20 protein-coding genes, 2 tRNA genes and 1 pseudogene are annotated in these 22,186 nt (G+C 40.2%); 4 read left to right on the forward strand and 19 right to left on the reverse strand.

Annotated elements, in window-relative coordinates; all coding sequences use genetic code 11:
- Window positions 1-8 precede the first annotated feature (8 nt).
- The 18 genes from D8836_RS02600 to cshA all read right to left on the reverse strand — a co-directional run bounded on the left by D8836_RS02600 (window position 9) and on the right by cshA (window position 16,581).
- Window positions 9-671, reverse strand: coding sequence for a DUF443 domain-containing protein (locus D8836_RS02600; RefSeq protein ID WP_125393064.1), 663 nt, complete (start codon window positions 669-671; stop codon window positions 9-11).
- 101 nt (window positions 672-772) lie between these two features.
- Window positions 773-1,438 carry a hypothetical protein gene (locus D8836_RS02605; RefSeq protein ID WP_078352374.1) on the reverse strand — a complete coding sequence of 222 codons (666 nt, stop codon included), beginning with the start codon at window positions 1,436-1,438 and terminating at the stop codon, window positions 773-775.
- Between the two features lie 389 nt (window positions 1,439-1,827).
- Window positions 1,828-1,900 (reverse strand) — tRNA-Thr (locus tag D8836_RS02610).
- Window positions 1,901-2,000: 100 nt separating this feature from the next.
- Window positions 2,001-2,786 carry an ABC transporter permease gene (locus tag D8836_RS02615; RefSeq protein ID WP_125393065.1) on the reverse strand — a complete coding sequence of 262 codons (786 nt, stop codon included), beginning with the start codon at window positions 2,784-2,786 and terminating at the stop codon, window positions 2,001-2,003.
- 1 nt (window position 2,787) lies between these two features.
- Window positions 2,788-3,606, reverse strand: a complete 819-nt coding sequence (locus D8836_RS02620; RefSeq protein WP_125393066.1) for an ABC transporter permease — start codon at window positions 3,604-3,606, stop codon at window positions 2,788-2,790.
- Between the two features lies 1 nt (window position 3,607).
- Window positions 3,608-4,600, reverse strand: coding sequence for an ABC transporter ATP-binding protein (locus D8836_RS02625; RefSeq protein ID WP_125393067.1), 993 nt, complete (start codon window positions 4,598-4,600; stop codon window positions 3,608-3,610).
- A gap of 318 nt (window positions 4,601-4,918) precedes the next feature.
- Window positions 4,919-5,464 (reverse strand): histidine phosphatase family protein, encoded by a 546-nt coding sequence (locus D8836_RS02630; protein ID WP_096421868.1) that lies wholly within the window; start codon window positions 5,462-5,464, stop codon window positions 4,919-4,921.
- A gap of 51 nt (window positions 5,465-5,515) precedes the next feature.
- Window positions 5,516-6,448: an alpha/beta fold hydrolase gene (locus D8836_RS02635; protein WP_185761580.1), complete on the reverse strand. Its 933-nt coding sequence runs from the start codon at window positions 6,446-6,448 to the stop codon at window positions 5,516-5,518.
- A gap of 116 nt (window positions 6,449-6,564) precedes the next feature.
- A complete protein-coding gene (locus D8836_RS02640) occupies window positions 6,565-7,446 on the reverse strand; it encodes a class II fructose-bisphosphate aldolase (protein ID WP_001018997.1) in 882 nt (293 codons plus the stop codon).
- Window positions 7,447-7,592: 146 nt separating this feature from the next.
- Window positions 7,593-8,915 (reverse strand): sensor histidine kinase VncS, encoded by a 1,323-nt coding sequence (gene vncS / locus D8836_RS02645; protein ID WP_125393069.1) that lies wholly within the window; start codon window positions 8,913-8,915, stop codon window positions 7,593-7,595.
- Window positions 8,912-9,568, reverse strand: coding sequence for a response regulator transcription factor VncR (vncR, locus tag D8836_RS02650; protein WP_125393070.1), 657 nt, complete (start codon window positions 9,566-9,568; stop codon window positions 8,912-8,914). Before vncR ends, vncS begins: the two co-directional genes overlap by 4 nt.
- Before the next feature lie 141 nt (window positions 9,569-9,709).
- On the reverse strand, window positions 9,710-11,089 hold the full coding sequence (gene vex3 / locus D8836_RS02655) for an ABC transporter permease subunit Vex3 (protein WP_125393071.1): 1,380 nt from the start codon (window positions 11,087-11,089) through the stop codon (window positions 9,710-9,712).
- A gap of 55 nt (window positions 11,090-11,144) precedes the next feature.
- Window positions 11,145-11,792 (reverse strand): ABC transporter ATP-binding subunit Vex2, encoded by a 648-nt coding sequence (vex2, locus tag D8836_RS02660; protein WP_000173751.1) that lies wholly within the window; start codon window positions 11,790-11,792, stop codon window positions 11,145-11,147.
- 12 nt (window positions 11,793-11,804) lie between these two features.
- A complete protein-coding gene (locus D8836_RS02665) occupies window positions 11,805-13,082 on the reverse strand; it encodes an ABC transporter permease (protein WP_125393072.1) in 1,278 nt (425 codons plus the stop codon).
- A gap of 139 nt (window positions 13,083-13,221) precedes the next feature.
- A tRNA-Leu gene (locus tag D8836_RS02670) sits at window positions 13,222-13,307 on the reverse strand.
- Between the two features lie 79 nt (window positions 13,308-13,386).
- On the reverse strand, window positions 13,387-13,962 hold the full coding sequence (locus tag D8836_RS02675) for a cysteine hydrolase family protein (protein WP_042750413.1): 576 nt from the start codon (window positions 13,960-13,962) through the stop codon (window positions 13,387-13,389).
- The gene (gene codY / locus D8836_RS02680; RefSeq protein WP_000940738.1) at window positions 13,962-14,750 is read right to left on the reverse strand and encodes a GTP-sensing pleiotropic transcriptional regulator CodY; all 789 of its coding nucleotides are present in this window, start codon (window positions 14,748-14,750) and stop codon (window positions 13,962-13,964) included. Before codY ends, D8836_RS02675 begins: the two co-directional genes overlap by 1 nt.
- Before the next feature lie 256 nt (window positions 14,751-15,006).
- A complete protein-coding gene (gene cshA, locus D8836_RS02690; RefSeq protein ID WP_125393073.1) occupies window positions 15,007-16,581 on the reverse strand; it encodes a degradosome RNA helicase CshA in 1,575 nt (524 codons plus the stop codon).
- Between the two features lie 328 nt (window positions 16,582-16,909).
- Here cshA and D8836_RS02695 point away from each other — a divergent pair, with 328 nt between their 5' ends.
- The 4 genes from D8836_RS02695 to D8836_RS02710 all read left to right on the forward strand — a co-directional run bounded on the left by D8836_RS02695 (window position 16,910) and on the right by D8836_RS02710 (window position 21,764).
- Window positions 16,910-18,226, forward strand: coding sequence for an FAD-containing oxidoreductase (locus D8836_RS02695; RefSeq protein ID WP_125393074.1), 1,317 nt, complete (start codon window positions 16,910-16,912; stop codon window positions 18,224-18,226).
- Between the two features lie 203 nt (window positions 18,227-18,429).
- On the forward strand, window positions 18,430-19,773 hold the full coding sequence (gene murT / locus D8836_RS02700) for a lipid II isoglutaminyl synthase subunit MurT (RefSeq protein WP_125393075.1): 1,344 nt from the start codon (window positions 18,430-18,432) through the stop codon (window positions 19,771-19,773).
- Entirely contained in the window at window positions 19,773-20,555 is a 783-nt protein-coding gene (gene gatD / locus D8836_RS02705) for a lipid II isoglutaminyl synthase subunit GatD (RefSeq protein ID WP_049499586.1), read from the forward strand. The genes murT and gatD overlap by 1 nt, the downstream gene beginning before the upstream one ends.
- Before the next feature lie 126 nt (window positions 20,556-20,681).
- Window positions 20,682-21,764, forward strand: coding sequence for a M24 family metallopeptidase (locus tag D8836_RS02710; RefSeq protein WP_125393076.1), 1,083 nt, complete (start codon window positions 20,682-20,684; stop codon window positions 21,762-21,764).
- Between the two features lie 317 nt (window positions 21,765-22,081).
- On the opposite strand, the pseudogene D8836_RS02715 reads toward D8836_RS02710, so the two are convergent.
- Window positions 22,082-22,186 (reverse strand): annotated as a pseudogene (locus tag D8836_RS02715) (IS200/IS605 family transposase); the annotation flags it as partial.

Raw genomic sequence — 22,186 nt, forward strand, 5'->3', positions numbered from 1 at the left:
TTTTTAACTTATAACCTCTCTACTCTATCAAAAATAATCTCTTGCTTTTCGTAACTTTCTCGGAGTGGTAACATACCTAAGATAACCGTAAAGAAACCCAAAAATAAAATACTGTTAACGATAAGGATAGATGCCTCTGTCCCATTATCAGTAAATATATAAAACCCCAAACATCCTATAACCATAACGAAAAGAATAGGCAGAAGTTTATACAGTTTCAACTGACGTTGTTGTCTTGCTAATTTGAAAACTATTTGATGCTTCGTTTCTTTACTTGAAAGCTTTTGTTGAAGATTATGACGGGCCACGAAAGCAATGAACCTGAAAGTAAGATAAGCTATGACAATAAAGAGGACAAATAATCCTAATTTAAAAGAAATATTATGGCTAATGTCATAACTCTTAACAGCATTCGTAACAATCCCATAACAAGCTCCACCTATTGCTACACCTATTCCAATACCAAGAGATTTGTTCATAGTTGGAGCTAAGCTCTCAAATCTCGTATCTCTTTTATCTAACTTTAAGCATTTAGCTGTGATTTCACTAGGAAGAGAACCCCAGAAATAAGTTTTAGGACTAATGCTAGTCATATCCAAAAGATATTTTTCACCTTTAAATTCTACAATTTTATGAAATGTTTTATTTGTTTCTTTAAATTTTAATTCCACATTTACCACCCAAACACTTTCTGAATTGATTTAATACCTGAATCAATGCCGCTTCCGATATCGTTTATGCTCTTTTCGATTTCATTCATAAACTACCATCCCTATTGTTTAAATATTGTTAAATCCAACTGAACTGTCTTATCTTTCGAATTCAACTGGATTGTAATCCCATAAATTGAGCCACTAGAGTAATCTAATATTATTCGACAGGTCGTATCTTCTGGCATATCGTACTTATTTTTAAGATATTTATAGAGGTCAGAATGATTTTCAGGCTGGTAGATAATATCGCTCAATTCAGTTTCAGCACTCTTAAAGGTTTCTTTTATATTCAAGGAAGCGAAATAATCTCTTTGTACTACCAAATTAAGAATTTCTTCGTCAAACAAAGGTTCTAACTTCGATTCGTACTGTAATCTCTCATTAGAGTAAGTAACAGGAACTGTTTCTTTATTATCCCCAATTTTTATTGTATAGTCACCCTTAATTTCAGATTGGCTAGTATCTAAGAATACTTTATAATCCTTTACTACGTTTCCACTCTCTATATAAATACTATTTTTGTAAAGCTTTAATCCATTAAACTCCTTCTTGTCTTGCTCTAAAAATTTAAACATGGGCTCAAACGTTTTTTCAAATTCGTACTGTTTTTTTGTTCTATTTTTAGGGATTGTTTCACCACCCAAACTACATCCATTTAGAGCAAAAAGTGTTAAGAGCATTAACATTACACTAACAACCAAAAATAAGCATTTATTTTTTTTCATCTCTTTCCTCCTGTATAGCGGAATCTAAGCTTATTATATCATGAATGTAAAAAAATTCTTGTCATGAACCGACCCTCAAAACTTAACCAAAAAATCTAATGCTTTTAATGACCGTACTTGAGCAGTATTTTGTTTGCAAAAAATTTTCTATAAAATTCCTTTTACACTATCTTTTCAATAATTCCTACAACAGGAATCAAAGAAATACCTACAAAATCTGATTCTAAGGGGCTATCCCATCTTTTTCATTCATTTAGACTAACTGCGATTGAATTACATCTTATTGCTTCTTTTTTCATCTAGTTTAACACTCTAGAATTAGCTTCAATGCATGTTCCTAACATATAAAAAAGCCCTGTCCCAAGACAAGGCTTTGAGCTTCTTCACTTTGCCGATTGCAGGGATTGAACCTGTGACCTAGGCTTTACGAGTGCCTTGCTCTACCAACTGAGCTAAATCGGCGATTACACTTACAGTATAGCACTCTTAGAATAGGTGTCAAGTAATTTCCATCTATATTAGAAAAAGCCTGTCCTGAGACAAGGCTTTGATAGTATTCAATTTAAGAACCTGCACTTTCGTAGGCATCCAAGCCTCTATCCCAGAGTTTAAGGGAAATGACAAGGAAAACAAGGGAAATCAACATCAAACCTCCGATGTTAAAGATTACATCCTTGTCCTGCAAGAAATAGCTGGCAGGATAGTAGGCCGTAAAGGCAAATGGCACGATAAAGCTAATCAACCATCGAAGAAGCGAATTGTAAATCGAAATCGGGTACTTGGCAAAGTCATTAAACATATAAAAAATGTAGATCATGGCGCCTGACTGCTTGGTCCAAAAAGCGATGCTGGCTGTCGCGATTTTCAAGGAAGTATAAATCAAGGTCGCAAATGGTATGCAGACTAGGAAAAGTAGGAATTTTGGAAGAGTCCAAGCAATGCTGGTCACTGTTGTTCCTAGTAGAATACCACCGACTAAGAGTTCGCCAAAAGCATCAATCTGAAAGGTCTCAACTAAGATGTGAAAGAGAGGATTGATAGGACGAGTCAAATACTTGTCAAACTCACCTTTTCGCACCAAGCGTTGCCCTAGCGCCCAGAGATTATCAAAAAAGAGATGGTCCAAGCCCTTGGGAATCAAGGAAAAACCATAGATAAAGGCAATTTCTTGAAAAGTCCAACCTTCTAGGGATGGAATATGTTGAAAGATGACATTGAGAAACAAGAGATTCAAACCTTGAGTCAGAAAGACTCCCAAGACACCAACCACAAAATCTACCTTGTATTCCATGATTTGCTTGATATATTGTCTGATAAAAATCAGATGCATACGCTGATATTTTTTCATACTAACCTCCTTGAATGGTGATAAAGGACTGGACTCGTTTCCAAATCAACTGAGACAAGCCCACCATCACTAAGAGCCAGAAAAACTGCAAAGCGAGCGCCTGAATCATCTGACCAGCATCGTATTTCCCAACGATAATCATGACTGGTGTGTAGATTAAGGATGAAAAAGGCAGGAAGGACAGAATATCTGAAACAACCTTTGGAAAGAAAGCCAAGGGAATCAAACTTCCAGACATAAAGGCCACTATTGAAGTCTTAAGTAGATTGGAACCCCATAGATTTTTAAACACAAAGGCAGAAAATCCAAAGCAAATATTAAAGAAAAAGTTAATCAGATAGGCTAAGGTTAAGCTAAAAAGATAAAGGACAGTTAATCCTAGCACTTCTGCAATCCCTTGCCCAGATACGATTTTCATCAACACGATGACACTTAAAAATGGAAGGCCAACAGAGATAAAAATCAACCACTTGGACCCAAGCTCGGTGAAAAGATATGAGGCCGCAAAATGCACCGGTCTCAACAAGCGCATGATGATGGAACCATCCTTGACCTCCTCCCCGATCATAAAGGAGCTATCAGATCTGGTCAGAAGATTGGTAACAAAACTCATAATGATGTAGAGGGTGATATCTGCCATACTAAAGCCCTGAATCAAGGACTCTTGCGAAGAATCAAAGACAGCCTTCCAGAGATAAAAGGCCACAAAAGCACCCATAACATCGCCGATCCGATAGAGAATAAAGTTGACTCGATAGGTAATCAATTCCTGAACCCCTGCATTGATAAAGGGTGTATAACGTCTCCACAATTTGATCATCTTAGAGCTCCTTTCGGTAGAAGCGACGGATAATATCCTCAATATCCGTATCCACCATCTTCAAATCGCGGATTTCAAAATCAGACAGGGTTTGCTTGATAATATCAGCTGACTGGTAGCGAGAACTATCGAATTCAATGTTGAGACTATTTCCTTGTCTATCAATTGTCATATCCGAAAAGCCTTCATAGTGAGAAACGATATGACTTTGACCTGGTAGCAGTTCAAAGGAGAGTGTCTTCATCTTGCCAAAGGTTTCCTTGAGCTGGCTCACCGTTCCATCAAAAATCTCCTGCCCCTTGTCTATCATAAAAATCCGATCACAAAGTTGCTCAATGTCGCTCAGGTCGTGAGTGGTCAAGAGAATGGTTGTCTCTTCCTCTTGATTGATTTGGGTAATAGCCCGACGAATGTTATCCTTGACCGAAACGTCCAAACCAATGGTCGGCTCATCTAAAAAGAGAACCTTGGGATTGTGAAGCAAGGAAGCCGCAATATCCGCCCGCATCCTTTGACCCAGTGAAAGAGTCCGCACGGGATCCTTGATAAAGTCCTTCAAATCCAAGACTTCATTCAAAAAGTCCATACGCTTATGGAAGAGCGAGTCTGGTACATCATAAATCTCCTTTAAAACCGTGTAGGTCTCTTGCAGTGCCAAATCCCACCATAGCTGGGTTCGTTGTCCAAAAACTACGCCAATATCTTTGACATAATCTTGACGATTGTCCTGGGGAATCTTGCCATTAATCCGACAAAAACCAGATGTCGGTTTCAAAATTCCTGTCAGCATTTTAATGGTTGTCGACTTCCCTGCACCATTGGCCCCAATAAAGCCTAAAATTTGCCCCTTGGGAACCTCAAAGGTCAAATCTTTGACCGCTTCAAAGGTCTGTTTTTCAGGATGAATAAAGGAGCGTAATGCCCCCTTCAACCCCGGTTCCTTAACAGTCTTCACAAAATTTTTCTGAAGATGTTCCACTTCTATCATTGCCATATCTATCTCCCTATGTAAGGAATAGCAACATTGTGTTTTTGACTACAAGTATTCTAAATCCTTACTTTCTATACCTTCTACATTTTATTACTACAAAAGGCTTTATACCAACCTATTATAATCCAATAAAAAATAGAATGCAAGCGTTTGCTTGTAGATTATGAAATTAGAGACTTCTCTCTTAATGTAATACTTTTGAATCAAAAATTCTTGTTTGATAATTTCTTTAAAACACAAAAAACCTGCCCTTAGGGGCAGGTTACGAATTGTAAAAAGCAAACTATTTTGATCAATATGATTCACTATTTAATCAAAGAACTAATCTTTCATAATTCTTTTCACAATCCCATTTCTATCAATTAGAAAACAATCTGGAAAGGTCATTTGCTCCCATTTTTCATAATCAAAACTGGAATCAAAGTGATTTAGTAGTATTCCTATCAAATTCCCGTGTGAACTAAGTAAAATCGTTTTTTCTGAGTATCTCTCTTCCAATTCCATTAAAAAATTTAGTACTCTAGCTAGTGCGTCTTGATTTGATTCCCCTTCTGAAAGAGATTCACTAGGATTTTGCCATAAATATTTAATACTGTCTTCAAACTCAGAATCTTTTATAAAGGTTGAAGATAATTTTCTCTCTCGTAACCGATTATCAAGAACTATTTTATCAAATTGAATTGGCGAGCTATTAATCGTTTCAAATGCTCGTTTATAAGGACTAGAAAAATAATAATCAATATTAAAAGAATTCAAAAACTCTAACTGGTCAAGAGATGAAAATCCTTTTTCTGATAAAGTTCTATTAAAATCATCACTTGAAAATCTTGAATGAGCATGTCTAAGTAAAATATAAGAATTATTCATAAGTCACTACCTTTCAATTATTATCATCAGTCTCAATGGATTTTTAAGCCCTCAATTATTCTCTAAAAATTCTTTAATGCGAGAAACAATAGCATCGCTTTGATAATGATAGAGGTCGTGAGGCGCATCCATATAGACGACTTGAACATTAGACTGGTCGCTTGCAAATCTCTCTGCATAACGTTGCCATTCTGATTGGCTAAAACTAGTACCTTCACCGTTAGACACCAGTAATAAGGTGGGAATTTTCGGATTGATGCTAGAAGTAACTTTCTTGGCATTTTCCTTTACCGTTTGGGATTCATGAAGCATGGCTTGTGACATCAACTGCTTATAAGCTAGAAGTTTATATTGTTTTCGTTCATTTTCGGTCAGAGTTTGATTTTTTATATAAAAAGACTCAGGTAAGTAGCGTAATAAACCAATCTTGCTACTCCAATATGCCACAGTGAGCAAGGACTGATTCTCCTTTAAATCTTCATAACTAGCTGGCAGTGCCCAATCTAACCCAACCAAGGTTTTCACTTCATCAGGATATTTTTCCTGCCAAGCTAAACTCTCAAGACTAGCCATGGAATGAGACAAAATGATAAAAGGACCTTTGACATTTGCTTGTGAAAGAGCTTGACGCGTCTCAGACAAAACCTCCATCACATCTCTTGAATGATTGCTATCATCACTATAACCATATCCTGCTCGCTCCACGATGACTACCTTATACCGTTTCGATAAGGATTCCGATACTTCTTTAAAGTCCAATATAGGAGAAGCAATACTAGCACCTGAGAGAACTACTATAGTCTCAGGACCATTCCCTTCAACGTAAACATTTATTTGATGTCCATCGACGAGAACTTGTTGTCCCATAGGTGTCAGTAAGGCTTGTTCTTTTTCCAAACTGATACGGTGAAAGATGAATGTAGCCGCTAGAAACAAAAGAATGAAACTAAGAAAGGCAAGACTACATTGTTTTAGTTTTTTCATAGCATTATTGTACAAAAAATAGAACCTTTTAGCAACTTAAGATTGGTTCTTCTACAATATATTCACGCCAAAAAACCCACCCAATGGGCAGGTTTCATCTGTATTATTCAGCTAGATTAAGCTTTACCTTCTGAACCGAATACATCGATACGTTCTTCAACTGATGCTTGGATAGCTTTTACACCGTCAGCCAAGAATTTACGTGGGTCGAAGAGTTTTTTCTTGTCGTATTCTGCTTCGTTTGCTTCGTAGTCACGAGCAAATTTACGAGTTGCGTTAGCGAATGCGATTTGGCATTCAGTGTTAACGTTAACTTTCGCAACACCAAGTTTGATAGCTGCTTGGATTTGCTCATCAGGAATACCTGATCCACCGTGCAATACGATTGGGAAGCCTGGAAGAGCTTCTGTCAATTTTTGCAAGTGATCAAGGTCAAGACCTTCCCAGTTTGCTGGGTAAGGACCGTGGATGTTACCGATACCAGCTGCCAAGAAGTCGATACCAGTTTCAACCATTGCTTTAGCGTCTTCGATTGGAGCCAATTCACCTTTACCGATGATTCCGTCTTCTTCACCACCGATAGTACCAACTTCAGCTTCTACTGAGATACCTTTAGCGTGTGCTTTTTCAACAACGTCTTTAGCCAATTTAAGGTTTTCTTCAACTGGAAGGTGTGAACCATCAAACATGATTGAAGTGTAACCAACTTCGATACACTCAAGTGCATCTTCGTAGTGACCGTGGTCAAGGTGGATAGCTACTGGTACAGTGATACCCATTGATTCAACAAGGTTAGCGATCAAGTTGCGAGCAACTTTGTAACCACCCATGTATTTAGCAGCACCCATTGAAGTTTGGATCAAAACTGGAGCTTTTTTAGCTTCTGCTGCGCGCAAGATAGCTTGAGTCCACTCAAGGTTGTTTGTGTTAAATCCACCAACTGCATAACCGTTGTCACGAGCTGCTTGGACAAATTTTTCTGCTGAAACGATTGCCATTTTATCAGGCCTCCTGTATATTTTTATGGGTCATCCCATTTACATTGTTCATTTTATCACTTTTTGACAAAAAAATCTAGTTTTTCCCGCAGTTTCGATTGAATTTCTTCTAGCTTCATCTATGTAAACCCTTTCCATCCCTAGTCTTAGGCGACTTTTGGAAAAGCTATGAAGAAGGTCAAACGATTCTCCTTCATCTCAAAACGATAAGGTAATTTTTCATGTTCTAATAGACTCTTGACCACAAAGAGCCCCATCCCAGAACCCTTGGCCTTGCGACTAGCATTGTCAGAAAAAGACTGGGCTAGTTTTTCTTGTTCTTCTGGACTGCAGCTATTTTCTATAAAAAGTTCCCCTTCTCTTTCTCCAATGCGAACTAAGCCACCTGGAACAGAGTGCTTGATGGCGTTGCTGATGAGGTTAGACAGGATTAACTTCATAACTGATGGGTTTAGATAAGCCTGCTGATGGGTTAAACTATTGTCTATCTGGAGTTCTCTTTCTTTGGCTAGTAAGGCATAATCCTTGACCAGACTTTGCGTCATCTGGTGTAAGTCAATTTGTTCCCTATCATCTCGCAATTCCTGCACAGACGAGAGAGAAAGTATCTTGAGGACGTGGTGATTGAGCTCATCCACAATCCCCAAGGCAACTCCCAGATAGTGGTCTCTATCCTTATAGCGACCGATATTTTCTTTCATATTTTCGATTAGGATTTTCAAACTAGCCAGAGGTGTTTTCAATTCATGAGAAGCCCCTCGCAAAAATTCGACCTTCATCTTTTCCAGTTGAAGAATAGCTTCATTCTTGTCATGCAAATCCGCAATGACTGTCAAGAGGTGTTGGTAAAGGCTATTGATTTGTTCCTTGAGATCACCAATCTCATCCTTAGAATCCACGCGCAATCGCACTTGGGCATCCAAATCCATCATTCGTCGGGTCACCCGCTTGATTTCCAAAATCGGAGCAACAATGGTTCGAGCATAGATATAGGCCACCAAGAGGGAAATCAGAAAGGATGCCAGCAAGGTATAGGGAAGAAACTGGAGACTGATTTGCTCTGCTTCCTTTTGCAAATCCATGGAAGCTAGAAACTGGAGAGTCATAGTACCACCGTCTTGCGTTGTCACCTCACGTTCCTCAATAAAGAGAGAGGTGGTCTGACGGTCCGTATCCAGAGGAAGGCTGTCCTTGACTTCTAACTTGTCCTCTGTCATCTCGCCCTTAACGGCCCCCTTGATATCACTAGTCTGGGAATACAAGTCTAAGACTTGCTCGATGCTCTGCCTATCCTTGCCTTCTAGGGACTGGGCAATGGCTGTCGCTTTCTGACCAATGGTTTCCTGACGATGGCTCAGATAAGTCGAGGGAAAGAGAAAATAAATGGCTAAATGGAGACAGACGACTAGAACACTAAAAATTGAGAAGGTATAGATAAATATCTTTGTAAATAAGCCTGTTCGTTTCATTTTCGCTCCAATTTATAGCCAACATTGCGCACAGTGAGGATGCAGTCCAAGCCTAGCTTTTTCCGCAGTTCCTTGATATAAACATCAATGACACGGTCAAAGGGAACCTCATCTGTCGCTTTCCAGACAGCATCGATTATCTGAGATCGGGTCAAGGCCCGTCCTTCATTTTTCACCAGATAGTCCAGAATTTCCAACTCTTTAGCATTAACAGCCACTTCCTCTCCTGCTAGGCTTGCACTGTAGCTTTCAAAGTCCACCTTGGCATCCTTATAGGAGAAGAATCGTCCCGTATCATAATAGCGCTTGAAAATCGCGTCCACCCTCACTTTTAAGAGAGAGAGGGAGAAAGGTTTTTCCAGATAGCCATCTGCCAGAGAGGCAAAGGCACTCATCTTGTATTCTTCATCCTGAAAGGCAGTCAGCATCAAGACAGGAACCTGACTGGTTTTACGAATCTCAGCTAGAACTTCCAGGCCATTGAGCTTTGGTATCTGGATATCCAGTAAAACCAAGGCTACTTCATAGCTGGAAAATTTTTCTAAGGCTTCTTGCCCGTCTACTGCCTCAATGGTTTCATAACCACAATCCGTCAAATAATCACTGATACCCTCACGGATCATCTCTTCATCTTCTACAATTAATATTTTCATAGAAAAACGTTTCACATTCCTTTAAATTTCTTGTAAATCATCTCAATTTCATCTTGAAAGAAAGAGGCCTTATCAAGATAAAATAGATAAAAATGCTACCTATATTATACCCCATTTAGGAGAGAATAGGTAGCAAGTTTGTTATTCACTATCCAGCAGAAGTTCTTTTGGTTGTTTTCTAAGGAGATTGCTTGAAGCAAGCGCCATAACGAGAACCACTAGAACCAAGGCAAGGACAAAGACGATGATAAAATCCGATGTCTGAATGGAAATATCTAGGCTCGACAAGGTCTTGCTAAAGCCATCTACTTCTGCACCACCACCAAGGTTAGAGGCTTGAGCAGCCTTGCTAGCTTGCTTGGCAACACCTGAAGTGACATTGGCAAGAACAGTATTTCCGATTGCACGCGCTGTGTAAGTAGCTAAGAAGTATGCAGAAACAAGAGCAGGGATGGCTATCAAAATGGATTCAGTGATGAATTGACCCAAGATACTTGCCTGCTTGAGACCAATAGAGAGGAGAATACCCACTTCCTTGCGACGGGCATTGATCCAAAGGCTGAGCAAGAGGGCAAGGAGAAGAACTGAGAAACTCAAGCTACCCCAGAAGAGGAGATTGGCCATCTTGTACATACCAGAGATGGATTGCTCAAGAGCTGGGTAGTTAGATGAGCTCTTAACGAGTGTATAGCTCTTCCAGTTGATACCACTGATGCCATTCAACTCTTTCATAACATCATCCAAGTTCTTGTCCGCTGTTACAAAGAAGGTTGCGTCCCCATAAATAGCTGTGTCTTCTGTGTATCCATAAAGTTTTGCAGCAGTGTGAATGTCTGTGATAGCTGTATTTTCATAGAGTTCTTGTGAGTAGGTTACTGCTGACTTATTATGACCATCAAAGAGTCCCTTGATTGTCACTTCGACTGTTTCCTTGGCACCTTTTTCATTGTCTGCATCGTAGATATTAGAGTCTAGTTTGACCTTGTCCCCTACTTTCCAGCCGTGTTTGGCTGCCAAGTCCTTGTGCATGAGGATCTTGCCCTTGTCGTCGTTTGTTAGGTGCTCACCTTCGACCAGCTTATAAGAACCAGAGACAAACTTGTCTTCTTTGGAAGAGTCATTGACACCAGTGATCATTAAGCTGCTTCCAAAATGTTTAGCACGGTCAGGTGTCAGATTTTTCTTGGTATCTGGCGTTTCGATGAGTTCATATCCAGTCAAATCTCCGATAGCATTGATGCGTTTCACATAAGACTCAATGGCCTTGTTTTCGGTGATTTTTTTGATATCTTCACCCTTGATATTCCCAGCACCACGTGGCGTACCTTGATTGACGCGACGATTGATTTGCATGGAGAAGCTGTTGGTGATATTTTTAAAGGTCTCCTGAGAAGCTTTGGCAGTAGCTCCCTTGATCGACAAGCCGACCAAACTCAAGCTCGCCATGAGGAGAATAATCAGGAAGATGACAATCGATTTGAAAAACTTCCTTGTAACATAGGCAAATGCGTTGTGTAACATAGGTTCCCTTTCTAGATTTTATTCTATTTTATAGTTCGAACAGAAAAAGCTCGTATTATTTCGTCGTATTGCGAGTTTCAGTCAGTTTCTTATCCTTCAATTCAAGCGTAATATCTGACGCTTGTGCCACTTCTTTGCTGTGGGTTACGACGATAACACATTTACCTGTTTTCTGGGCAAGTGATTTGAGCAGTTCGACAATATCTCCAGCAGTTTTAGGGTCTAGATTTCCTGTTGGTTCATCAGCTAGAATAACTGGAGCTTCTGAGACCAAACTACGAGCAATGGCAACACGTTGCTGTTGACCACCTGATAACTGGAGAACATTCCGCTTGATCTGACTTTCATCTAAACCAAGCTCAAGCAGTGTATCCTTGCTTGCCTTTTTGTTGACCAAGCGGATATTTTCCAGTGGAGAAAGATAATCTATCAAGTTATAATTTTGAAAGACCAGGGAAATATGGTGCATGCGATGGTAAGAATAGCCCTTCTTACGAATGTCCTCTCCTTGAAAAAGGATAGAACCTTCAACAGGACTATCTAGACCAGCAAGTAGGGACAAGAGTGTGGATTTTCCTGCTCCTGACTCACCAATAATACTGTAAAATTTCCCGGGTTCAAAATTATAATTGATCTGATATAGGACTGCTTCAGCAGTGTTCTTATAACGATAGGTAACATCTTGTAATTGTAATAAAGTCATGATTTCTCCTTCTTAACTAATAGATGATAAAATTTCTTTAGGCGATTTTCTAAATAAGAATAGGAAACAAAGAGCTACAGATAAGCAACTAAGCAGAACTAGAAAAACATAGGATTCTGCAAAAGATAGGATGTTGGTTGATAGACTGCTTGCTTTAGCTAGCGTGTCTTGTAGGGCTGCCTGGTCTCCACTTGCTAATAGGGTTTGAAGTAGGTAAATTGTGATTGCGTTTTCTGCAGCAAATGCTGGAAGCAAAGCTCCGAGAGATACCAAAACTACCTCTAAACAGAACTGCAGGAAAATCGAACTCTTGCCTTTTCCAAGTGCCAGAAGAATCCCCACTTCGTAGACCCTTTCTCTCAACCAGAGAGACAAGACCAAAATTAAGGCTCCAGCTCCAGCTATCATAATCCCATAAAGGAAAATGGTCAGAAAGGTTTGGAAGGTTGCAACTGAGTCTTTGATTTGTTCAAAAGCCTTGTTTTCCTTTTCGACTTGATAGCCTTGATTTTCCAAATACAAGTTTTCTACCTGCTTCATGAGTCCGTCCATTTCCTTAGGATTTTCTACATAAAAGCGCGCTGCACTGACTAGAGATTCACCATTTCCCAAAAGGCTTTGGCTACTTTCATAGTCTGTAAAGACTTGGTTTTCACTGAAGTCAGAAGACAAGCCTGTAAATTTCTCTTGTTTTTTACCAGAGAAGATTCCGACGATTTCAAACTCGACAGTTTGTCCTTTGCCAGCTTCTGACTGACTAGCATCTAAGGTAATCTTGTCATGAAGCGAAAGACTATTCTTCTTAGCCAGCTCTTCGTGGATGATGATTTTCTTTGAATCCCCTTTTTGAAGGTGTCGTCCTTCTTTTAAATTGAAAGCTGAACTGGTAAAGGTGACATCCTTGGATGAATCCTCAAGCGCCGTTAAGCTAACCAAATTCTTATCCGCAGTTGACAAATCATCACGCTCCACGCTCTGCTCGCCACTCACCGCTTCCTTGTCTTTTAGTTTTGCGACCGTCTCGAGTTCAGGAGAAACATTTTCCAGTCCCTTAATCTTGCTTACAGATGCTAGGTCTGACAACTTGAATGTCTGACCATTTTCTATCTTCTTAATAGAAAAAGATGTGTTGAGTGATTTGTAAAGATTGGTTTCAACTGTTTTGTTGGACTTCATCAGAGTCAAACAGGCTGAAATTCCGGCCAATAGGACCAATAAAATCAGAAATAAAATAAAACTTCTCAGTCGTTTTCTGCTGACATAAGCCCAAGCTCTTTGGATTGGATTCATTTGTCACCTCCATATTTGTAAGACTATTATAAAATTCAAATATGAAATGTTTATGAAATACAAAAAAAGAGCAAAAGTTTTTTGCTCTACTTGAAGTAGATGAAAACAAAAGAGCTAGCCTAAGCTAACTCTTATCCTATGCGGAGAGAGGGACTTGAACCCTCACGACCTAAAGCGGTCACAGGATCCTTAGTCCTGCGCGTCTGCCAATTCCGCCATCCCCGCGTCGATTACTTTACTAGTATATCAACTTTTAGGATGCTTGTCAACACTTTTTTCAATTTTTTTCATTTCATCAAATAAATTACTCTGAAATTTCATTTAGATTTTCATCTACTAACTTAGCTCCAAGTGTATTTTTGAAATGACCTAGGGCAAATTGATGATTTTCAGGCCAGATAGATGCAACAGCCGGTTTAACAATCTCGATGTCATATCCTAGATTATAGGCATCTATAGCTGTATGCAGGACACAGATATCCGTCAAAACTCCGGTTAAAATAACTGTAGAAATTCGACGCTCTCTCAAACGGATATCTAGGTCAGTACCCGAAAAAGCTGAGTAATGGCGTTTATCCATCCAAAAGACACGACTGTCTGAACCATGCTCTTGATAAAAGGTCCCCAAATCTCCGTATAAATTCCGTCCACTAGTCCCAATCAAATTGTGAGGAGGAAATAGCTTGCTTTCTGGATGGAAACAATCGTTTTCTTCATGAGCATCTATTGTAAAGAAGATGTAATCTCCTCGTTCAAAAGCTAATCGAGTTACCTTGCTGATGGCATCCGAAATCGCCTGAGCTGGAGCGCCTGCTGTCAATTTTCCACTATCAGCAACAAAATCTTCTGTATAATCAATCGAAATCAAAGCCTTAGTCATTAGTAATCTCTTTTCTTCACTTCTTCAAAAATATCTGAAATCAAGACCTTAAGATAGGTTCCCTTCATTCCAAGTGAGCGACTTTCAATAATCCCTGCCGACTCAAGTTTACGAAGGGCATTGACAATCACAGAACGGGTGATTCCGATACGGTCTGCAATCACTGACGCAGTCAACTGCCCTTCATTTCCATTTAATTCCCCTAAAATAGCCGAAACAGCACGGAGTTCGGAGTAAGAAAGGGTATTAACCGCCATGGTAACAGCAGTACGGCGACGGATATTTTTCTCATCTTCTTCACGTTGGAAATTAAGGAGTTGAATCCCAACAACGGTACTCGCAATCTCAACAAGAATCAAGTCCTCGTCTTCGAATTTTTTATCATTGCGCCAAATAATCAAAGAACCAAGTCGAATCCCTGATACATGAATCGGTGCAATAGTCGTCAAACCATCTGGAAAGTCGGCACGACTTTCCACAGGAAAAATACTTAAATCATGATCAACTGTCAGATTGGCTTCTGTATCGTAGATCATGTTCGCACCTTGAATGTAGTCATCTGGGAAAATCTTAGTTTGGAAGAATTGCTCTACACGATCTGTATTGGTTTTGTAACGCATGAAATAACCAAGGAGACGTCCCTTGCTATTGACGATACAGGCGTTACAATCAATAATATCTGCCAATTGACGGGTAATCGCATTGTAGGGAAGTTCTTCCTGCAACTGCTCCTCTGAGCGCTTCAGGATAGAAGTAATTTTTCTAGTTTTTTCTAATAAATGTGCCATTTTTCACCTCGAATTTAATCGCTATCATTATAACATAAACAGCTTGAATTTTCAATTATTATCTGAAAATTGCTTATTTAATTGCAATTTGAAAAAACAAGAATATTTTTAATTAAATTGCTTCTTTTCTATTGACAAGCCCCCTATTTTTGTGTATTATAATATTACAAGAAGATAATATATCTATTTTATTTATCTTTCTTTTTCCATTCGGTCTCCTTATATAAAAAAGCGATTCATTTTGAACCGCTTTTTATTATTTATCGCCCTTGTTACGAATCACAAAGCCTGTTTTCTTTTCGCTTGAAGTATTGCGTGGTTTTTTATTATCCTTACGGTAACGTTTTTCCTTATCAAAACGATCGTTGCCACGACTTCCTTTTTTGAAATCATCACGGCGACCACCACGACGGTTGTCTCCTCGGCGATTATCACGACGGTCATCTCCACGACGACCTCCCTTAGCGTTACCACCGAAGCCATTACCTGATGGTTTAAATGGCAGTGGTTTTTCACGTGCAATCTCCACTTCAGGAAGACTATTTGGGTCTTGGACTGTCAGACTCAAAATATACATTGCCAATTCTTCTGGAGTAAATTCGGCAGCTAGCTTACGAGCATCCTTACCAAATTTCTCAAAGTTGGCACGAATTTCCTCATCCGCAAAGTCACGTTCAATTTTCTTAAGAGCCACCTGCTTTTTAGCTTGGAAGGCTTCTTCTGCGCTTGCAGGTTTGAGGCCTTTCATGCGTTTCTTAGTCAAGTTTTCAATGATTTGGAGGTAGCCCATTTCATTTGGTGATACGAAAGTAATAGACTGACCTGACTTACCAGCACGACCTGTACGACCGATACGGTGAACATAACTTTCAGGATCTTGTGGAATATCGTAGTTATAGACATGGGTCACACCTGAAATATCCAACCCACGTGCTGCAACGTCTGTCGCAACCAAAACATCAAGATTGCCATTTTTAAAGTCACGAAGGACACGAAGACGTTTGTTTTGGTCTAGGTCTCCATGAATTCCTTCAGCACGGAAGCCACGGATTTTAAGACCACGAGTCAATTCATCTACACGACGTTTTGTACGACCAAATACGATAGCAAGTTCTGGTTGTTCCACATCCATGAGACGAGTCATGGTATCAAATTTTTCTTGTTCTTTAACACGAATATAGTACTGGTCAACCAATTCTGTTGTTAATTCCTTAGCCGCAATCTTCACATGCTCAGGTTCTTTCATAAACTGAACACCGATACGTTTGATGGCATCTGGCATAGTTGCTGAGAAAAGTAAGGTTTGACGGCTTTCAGGGACACGAGAAATGATGGCTTCGATATCTTCTAGGAAGCCCATATTGAGCATTTCATCCGCTTCGTCAAGGATAAGAGTTTCAATGTCTTGTAATTTCAAGGCCTTGCGTTTAATCAAGTCCAAGAGGCGACCTGGAGTTCCCACCACGATATGGGCACCAGATTTAAGAGCCTTAATTTGTTTTTCAATGCTTGATCCGCCATATACTGAGCGGACTTTGACTCCCTTGCTACGACCAAATCGGAAGAGTTCTTCTTGACTTTGGACAGCAAGTTCACGAGTTGGAGCGATGACCAAGGCTTGGATAGTCGCTTCTTCTGTACGGATTTTTTCAAGGGTAGGCAAGCCAAAGGCTGCAGTTTTTCCTGTACCAGTCTGAGCTTGACCGATAACGTCCTTGCCTTCAAGGGCCAAGGGAATGGTTTGTTCTTGGATCGGACTGGCTTCTACAAAACCAGCTTTTTCAATCTCTGCTAGCAAATCAGCAGACAAGTTTAATTCATTAAATTTCACGTTATTCTTCTTTCTAAAGGTGGTGCGAAGCCACCCTATAGGGCTTAGTTTATACTTTTCTTTTTATGACGTATTTTCATATACTGGATATAAAATCGTGTTGCTTCTTTTCCACAAAAGAAAAGTACTATTTTCTTTGCAACCTATCTAGTATAACACAAGAGAGAAGCAAAAGATAGCCCAATCCATCGATAAAGTCATGTAAACGATTTTTCTGAGAAAATGAGGATGAAATTTCCACTATTTCATAAACTTTTTTAAAGCGTAGCAGAATTGTGCAAAAGTTTTTTTCTTGTGCTAGAATGAAATGCGAATAGGAGGAAGATAAATGTTAACTTATGATTTAATCGTTATCGGATTTGGTAAAGCTGGTAAAACACTAGCTGGTAAATTTGCTTCAGCTGGCAAAAAAGTTGCCCTCATTGAACGTAGCAAAGCTATGTACGGTGGAACTTGTATCAACATCGGTTGTATCCCAACTAAAACTTTGTTAGTTGCTGCTGAGAAAGACTTGTCTTTTGAAGAAGTTATTGCTACCAAAAACACTATCACTAGTCGCCTCAACGGTAAAAACTATGCTACTGTTGCTGGTACAGGCGTAGATATCTTTGATGCGGAAGCTCACTTCCTTTCAAATAAAGTCATCGAAATCCAAGCTGGTGATGAAAAGAAAGAACTGACTGCTGAAACAATCGTCATCAACACTGGTGCTGTTTCAAACGTCTTGCCAATCCCTGGACTTGCTACAAGCAAAAACGTCTTTGACTCAACAGGTATCCAAAACTTGGACAAATTACCTGAAAAACTTGGTGTCCTTGGTGGCGGAAATATCGGTCTTGAATTTGCTGGTCTTTACAACAAACTTGGAAGCAAGGTTACAGTCTTAGATGCCTTGGATACTTTCCTTCCTCGTGCAGAACCTTCCATCGCAGCTCTTGCTAAACAATACATGGAAGAAGATGGTATTGAATTGCTTCAAAACATCCGTACTACTGAAATTAAAAACGACGGTGACCAAGTGCTTGTCGTAACTGAAAATGAAACTTACCGTTTCGATGCCCTTCTCTACGCAACTGGACGCAAACCAAATGTAGAACCACTTCAACTTGAAAATACAGATATTGAACTAACTGAACGTGGTGCTATTAAAGTAGACAAACATTGTCAAACAAACGTTCCTGGTGTCTTTGCAGTTGGAGATGTCAATGGTGGACTTCAATTTACTTACATTTCACTTGATGACTTCCGTGTTGTTTACAGCTACCTTGCTGGAGATGGAAGCTACACACTTGAAGACCGTCTCAATGTACCTAATACCATGTTCATCACACCTGCACTTTCACAAGTCGGTTTGACTGAAAGCCAAGCAGCTGATTTGAAACTTCCATACGCTGTTAAGGAAATCCCTGTTGCAGCAATGCCTCGTGGTCACGTAAATGGAGACCTTCGTGGAGCTTTCAAAGCTGTTGTGAATACTGAAACAAAAGAAATTCTTGGAGCAAGCATCTTCTCAGAAGGTTCTCAAGAAATCATCAACATCATCACTGTTGCTATGGACAACAAGATTCCTTACACTTACTTCACAAAACAAATCTTCACTCACCCAACCTTGGCTGAGAACTTGAATGACTTGTTTGCGATTTAAGTTGAGATTTAATCGTATCGAACAGCCCTCTGAGGGCTGTTTTCATTTCTGCGAAATCTCATACTCTTCGAAAATCTCTTCAAACCACGTCAGCTTCACCTTGCCGTACTCAAGTACAGCCTGCGGCTAGCTTCCTAGTTTGCTCTTTGATTTTCATTGAGTATCAAATCTGTCTTTTCCCTCTTTTATGATATAATAGAAACATGAACTTAAAAACTACTTTGGGCCTTCTTGCCGGGCGTTCTTCCCACTTCATTTTAAGCCGTCTTGGCCGTGGAAGTACGCTCCCAGGAAAAGTCGCCCTTCAATTTGATAAAGATATTTTACAAAACCTAGCTAAGAACTACGAGATTGTCGTGGTCACTGGAACCAATGGAAAAACCCTGACAACTGCCCTCACTGTCGGCATTTTAAAAGAGGTTTATGGTCAGGTTCTTACTAATCCAAGCGGTGCCAACATGATTACAGGGATCGCAACGACCTTCTTGACTGCCAAATCGTCTAAAACTGGGAAAAATATTGCCGTTCTAGAAATCGACGAGGCTAGTCTATCTCGTATCTGTGACTATATCCAGCCAAGCTTATTTGTTATTACTAATATTTTCCGTGACCAGATGGACCGCTATGGTGAGATTTACACAACTTACAAGATGATTTTGGATGCTATTCGTAAAGTGCCTACTGCCACTGTTCTCCTTAATGGAGACAGTCCACTTTTCTACAAGCCAGCTATTCCAAATCCTGTACAGTATTTTGGTTTTGACTTGGAGAAAGGTCCAGCTCAGCTGGCTCACTATAATACCGAAGGAATCCTCTGCCCTGACTGCCAAGGAATCCTCAAATATGAGCATAATACCTATGCAAACTTGGGTGCCTATATCTGTGAAGGCTGTGGATGTAAACGTCCTGATCTCGACTATCGCTTGACAGAACTAGTTGAGTTGACCAACAATCGCTCTCGCTTTGTCATTGACGGACAAGAATACGGTATTCAAATCGGTGGTCTCTACAATATCTACAACGCCCTAGCTGCGGTTGCCATCGCCCGTTTCCTTGGTGCAGATTTACAACTCATCAAGCAAGGATTTGATAAGAGCCGTGCTGTCTTTGGACGCCAAGAAACCTTCCATATCGGTGACAAGGAATGCACCCTCGTCTTGATTAAAAATCCAGTCGGTGCGACCCAAGCTATCGAAATGATTAAACTAGCACCTTATCCATTTAGCCTATCTGTCCTCCTTAACGCTAACTATGCAGACGGAATTGATACAAGCTGGATCTGGGATGCTGATTTTGAACAAATCACTGAGATGGATATTCCAGAAATTAACGCTGGCGGTGTTCGTCATTCTGAAATCGCTCGTCGTCTACGAGTAACAGGCTATCCAGCTGAAAAAATCACTGAAACAAGCAATCTAGAACAAGTTCTTAAGACCATTGAGAACCAAGACTGCAAGCATGCCTATATCCTGGCTACCTATACTGCTATGCTGGAATTCCGCGAACTGCTGGCTAATCGTCAGATTGTTAGAAAGGAGATGAACTAATGGTTTATACTTCACTTTCCTCAAAAGCTGGCAATTACCCTTATCAGCTCAACATTGCTCACCTCTACGGAAATCTCATGAATACCTATGGGGACAATGGAAACATCCTCATGCTCAAGTATGTGGCTGAAAAACTGGGAGCCCATGTGACGGTTGACATCGTTTCTCTCCATGATAACTTTGATGAAAATCACTACGACATTGCCTTTTTCGGTGGCGGTCAAGACTTTGAACAAAGTATTATTGCGGACGACCTACCTGCTAAAAAAGAGAGCATTGACAACTACATCCAAAACGACGGTGTGGTTCTCGCTATCTGCGGTGGTTTCCAACTATTGGGGCAATATTATGTTGAAGCTTCAGGGAGACGTATAGAAGGGCTAGGTGTCATGGGCCACTACACCCTCAACCAGACCAATAACCGTTTTATCGGGGACATCAAGATTCATAATGAAGATTTCGATGAAACCTACTATGGTTTTGAAAATCACCAGGGTCGTACCTTCCTCTCGGATGACCAAAAACCGCTGGGACAGGTTGTCTATGGAAATGGAAACAACGAAGAAAAGGTCGGCGAAGGGGTTCATTACAAGAATGTCTTTGGTTCCTACTTCCACGGGCCTATCCTCTCTCGCAATGCCAATCTAGCTTATCGCCTAGTCACTACAGCCCTCAAGAAGAAATACGGTCAGGATATCCAACTTCCTGCCTATGAGGACATTCTCAGCCAAGAAATCGCTGAGGAATACAGCGACGTCAAAAGCAAGGCTGACTTTTCTTAAACAAAGTAAAACTATATCAAAGAACTCCGTTATCTTGTCGGAGTTTTTTTGTCTTTTCTTTTACCCTTCTCCCTTGCATTTTCTCTCTTTTTTTGCCAAAATAGAGGAGTAGAAAGAAGGTAGCATATGTCTAAATTACAACAAATCGTAACATATCTTGAATCAGAAAAACTAGACGTCGCTGTCGTATCTGACCCCGTCACAATCAATTACCTCACTGGCTTTTACAGTGATCCCCATGAACGCCAGATGTTCCTTTTTGTCCTAGCGGATCAGGAACCCCTCCTCTTTGTCCCAGCCCTTGAAGTAGAACGTGCAAGCAGCACTGTTTCCTTCCCAGTTGTGGGCTATGTAGATTCTGAAAATCCATGGCAAAAAATGAAACATGCTCTTCCACAACTTGACTTCAAACGTGTCGCTGTTGAGTTTGACAATCTTATCTTGACCAAATACCATGGCTTGAAAACAGTTTTTGAAACTGCTGAGTTTGAAAACCTCACTCCTCGCATCCAACGCATGCGCCTCATCAAATCAGCTGACGAAGTGCAAAAAATGATGGTTGCAGGTCTCTATGCTGACAAGGCTGTTAATGTTGGTTTTGATAATATTTCTCTTGAAAAGACTGAGACAGATATCATCGCCCAAATTGACTTTGCCATGAAGCGTGAAGGTTATGAAATGAGTTTTGATACCATGGTCTTAACTGGTGATAATGCTGCAAATCCACACGGTATTCCAGCAGCTAACAAGGTTGAAAATGATGCTCTTCTCCTCTTTGACCTGGGTGTTCTAGTCAACGGCTATGCGTCAGATATGACTCGTACAGTCGCAGTCGGCAAACCTGACCAATTCAAGAAAGACATTTATAACTTGACTCTTGAAGCTCAACAAGCTGCTCTTGACTTTATCAAACCAGGTGTGACTGCCCATGAAGTGGACCACGCTGCCCGTGAGGTCATCGAAAAAGCTGGTTACGGTGAGTACTTCAACCACCGTCTTGGTCACGGTATCGGTATGGATGTTCACGAATTCCCATCTATCATGGAAGGAAACGATATGGTCATCGAAGAAGGCATGTGCTTCTCTGTTGAACCAGGTATCTATATCCCGGGTAAAGTCGGTGTCCGTATCGAAGACTGCGGTGTTGTTACCAAGGATGGCTTTGACCTCTTTACAAGCACCAGCAAAGACTTGCTTTATTTTGATTAATCTTCATCTAATACTCAATGAAAATCAAAGAGCAAACTAGGAAACTAGCCGCAGGTTGCTCAAAACACTGTTTTGAGGTTGTAAATAGAACTGACGAAGTCAGTAACCATATCTACGGCAAGGCGACGTTGACGCGGCTTGAAGAGATTTTCGAAGAGTATAAAATCTTCCCACAATCATGACCACCCGTCAAACGGGTGGTTTGTCCCAGGGCTATAAGCCCAAATTACCAGCCAGCGCCTAAAGACGCTGGCTTTCACTTTGTTCAAGCCTTATTGCTCTTGACTCGTCACTTGCCTCTCAAAGAGGCTTTAGTATTACTTACCACTATCCCTAAAGGGATCCTCATATTCTTTTACACTTAATTTATCTAGTGCTATATCATGCTTTTCCTGTTCTTGAATATATTTCTTAATTGTGGC

The sequence above is a fragment of the Streptococcus mitis genome, from assembly GCF_003942995.1.
Taxonomy (GTDB): Bacteria; Bacillota; Bacilli; order Lactobacillales; family Streptococcaceae; genus Streptococcus; species Streptococcus mitis_CV.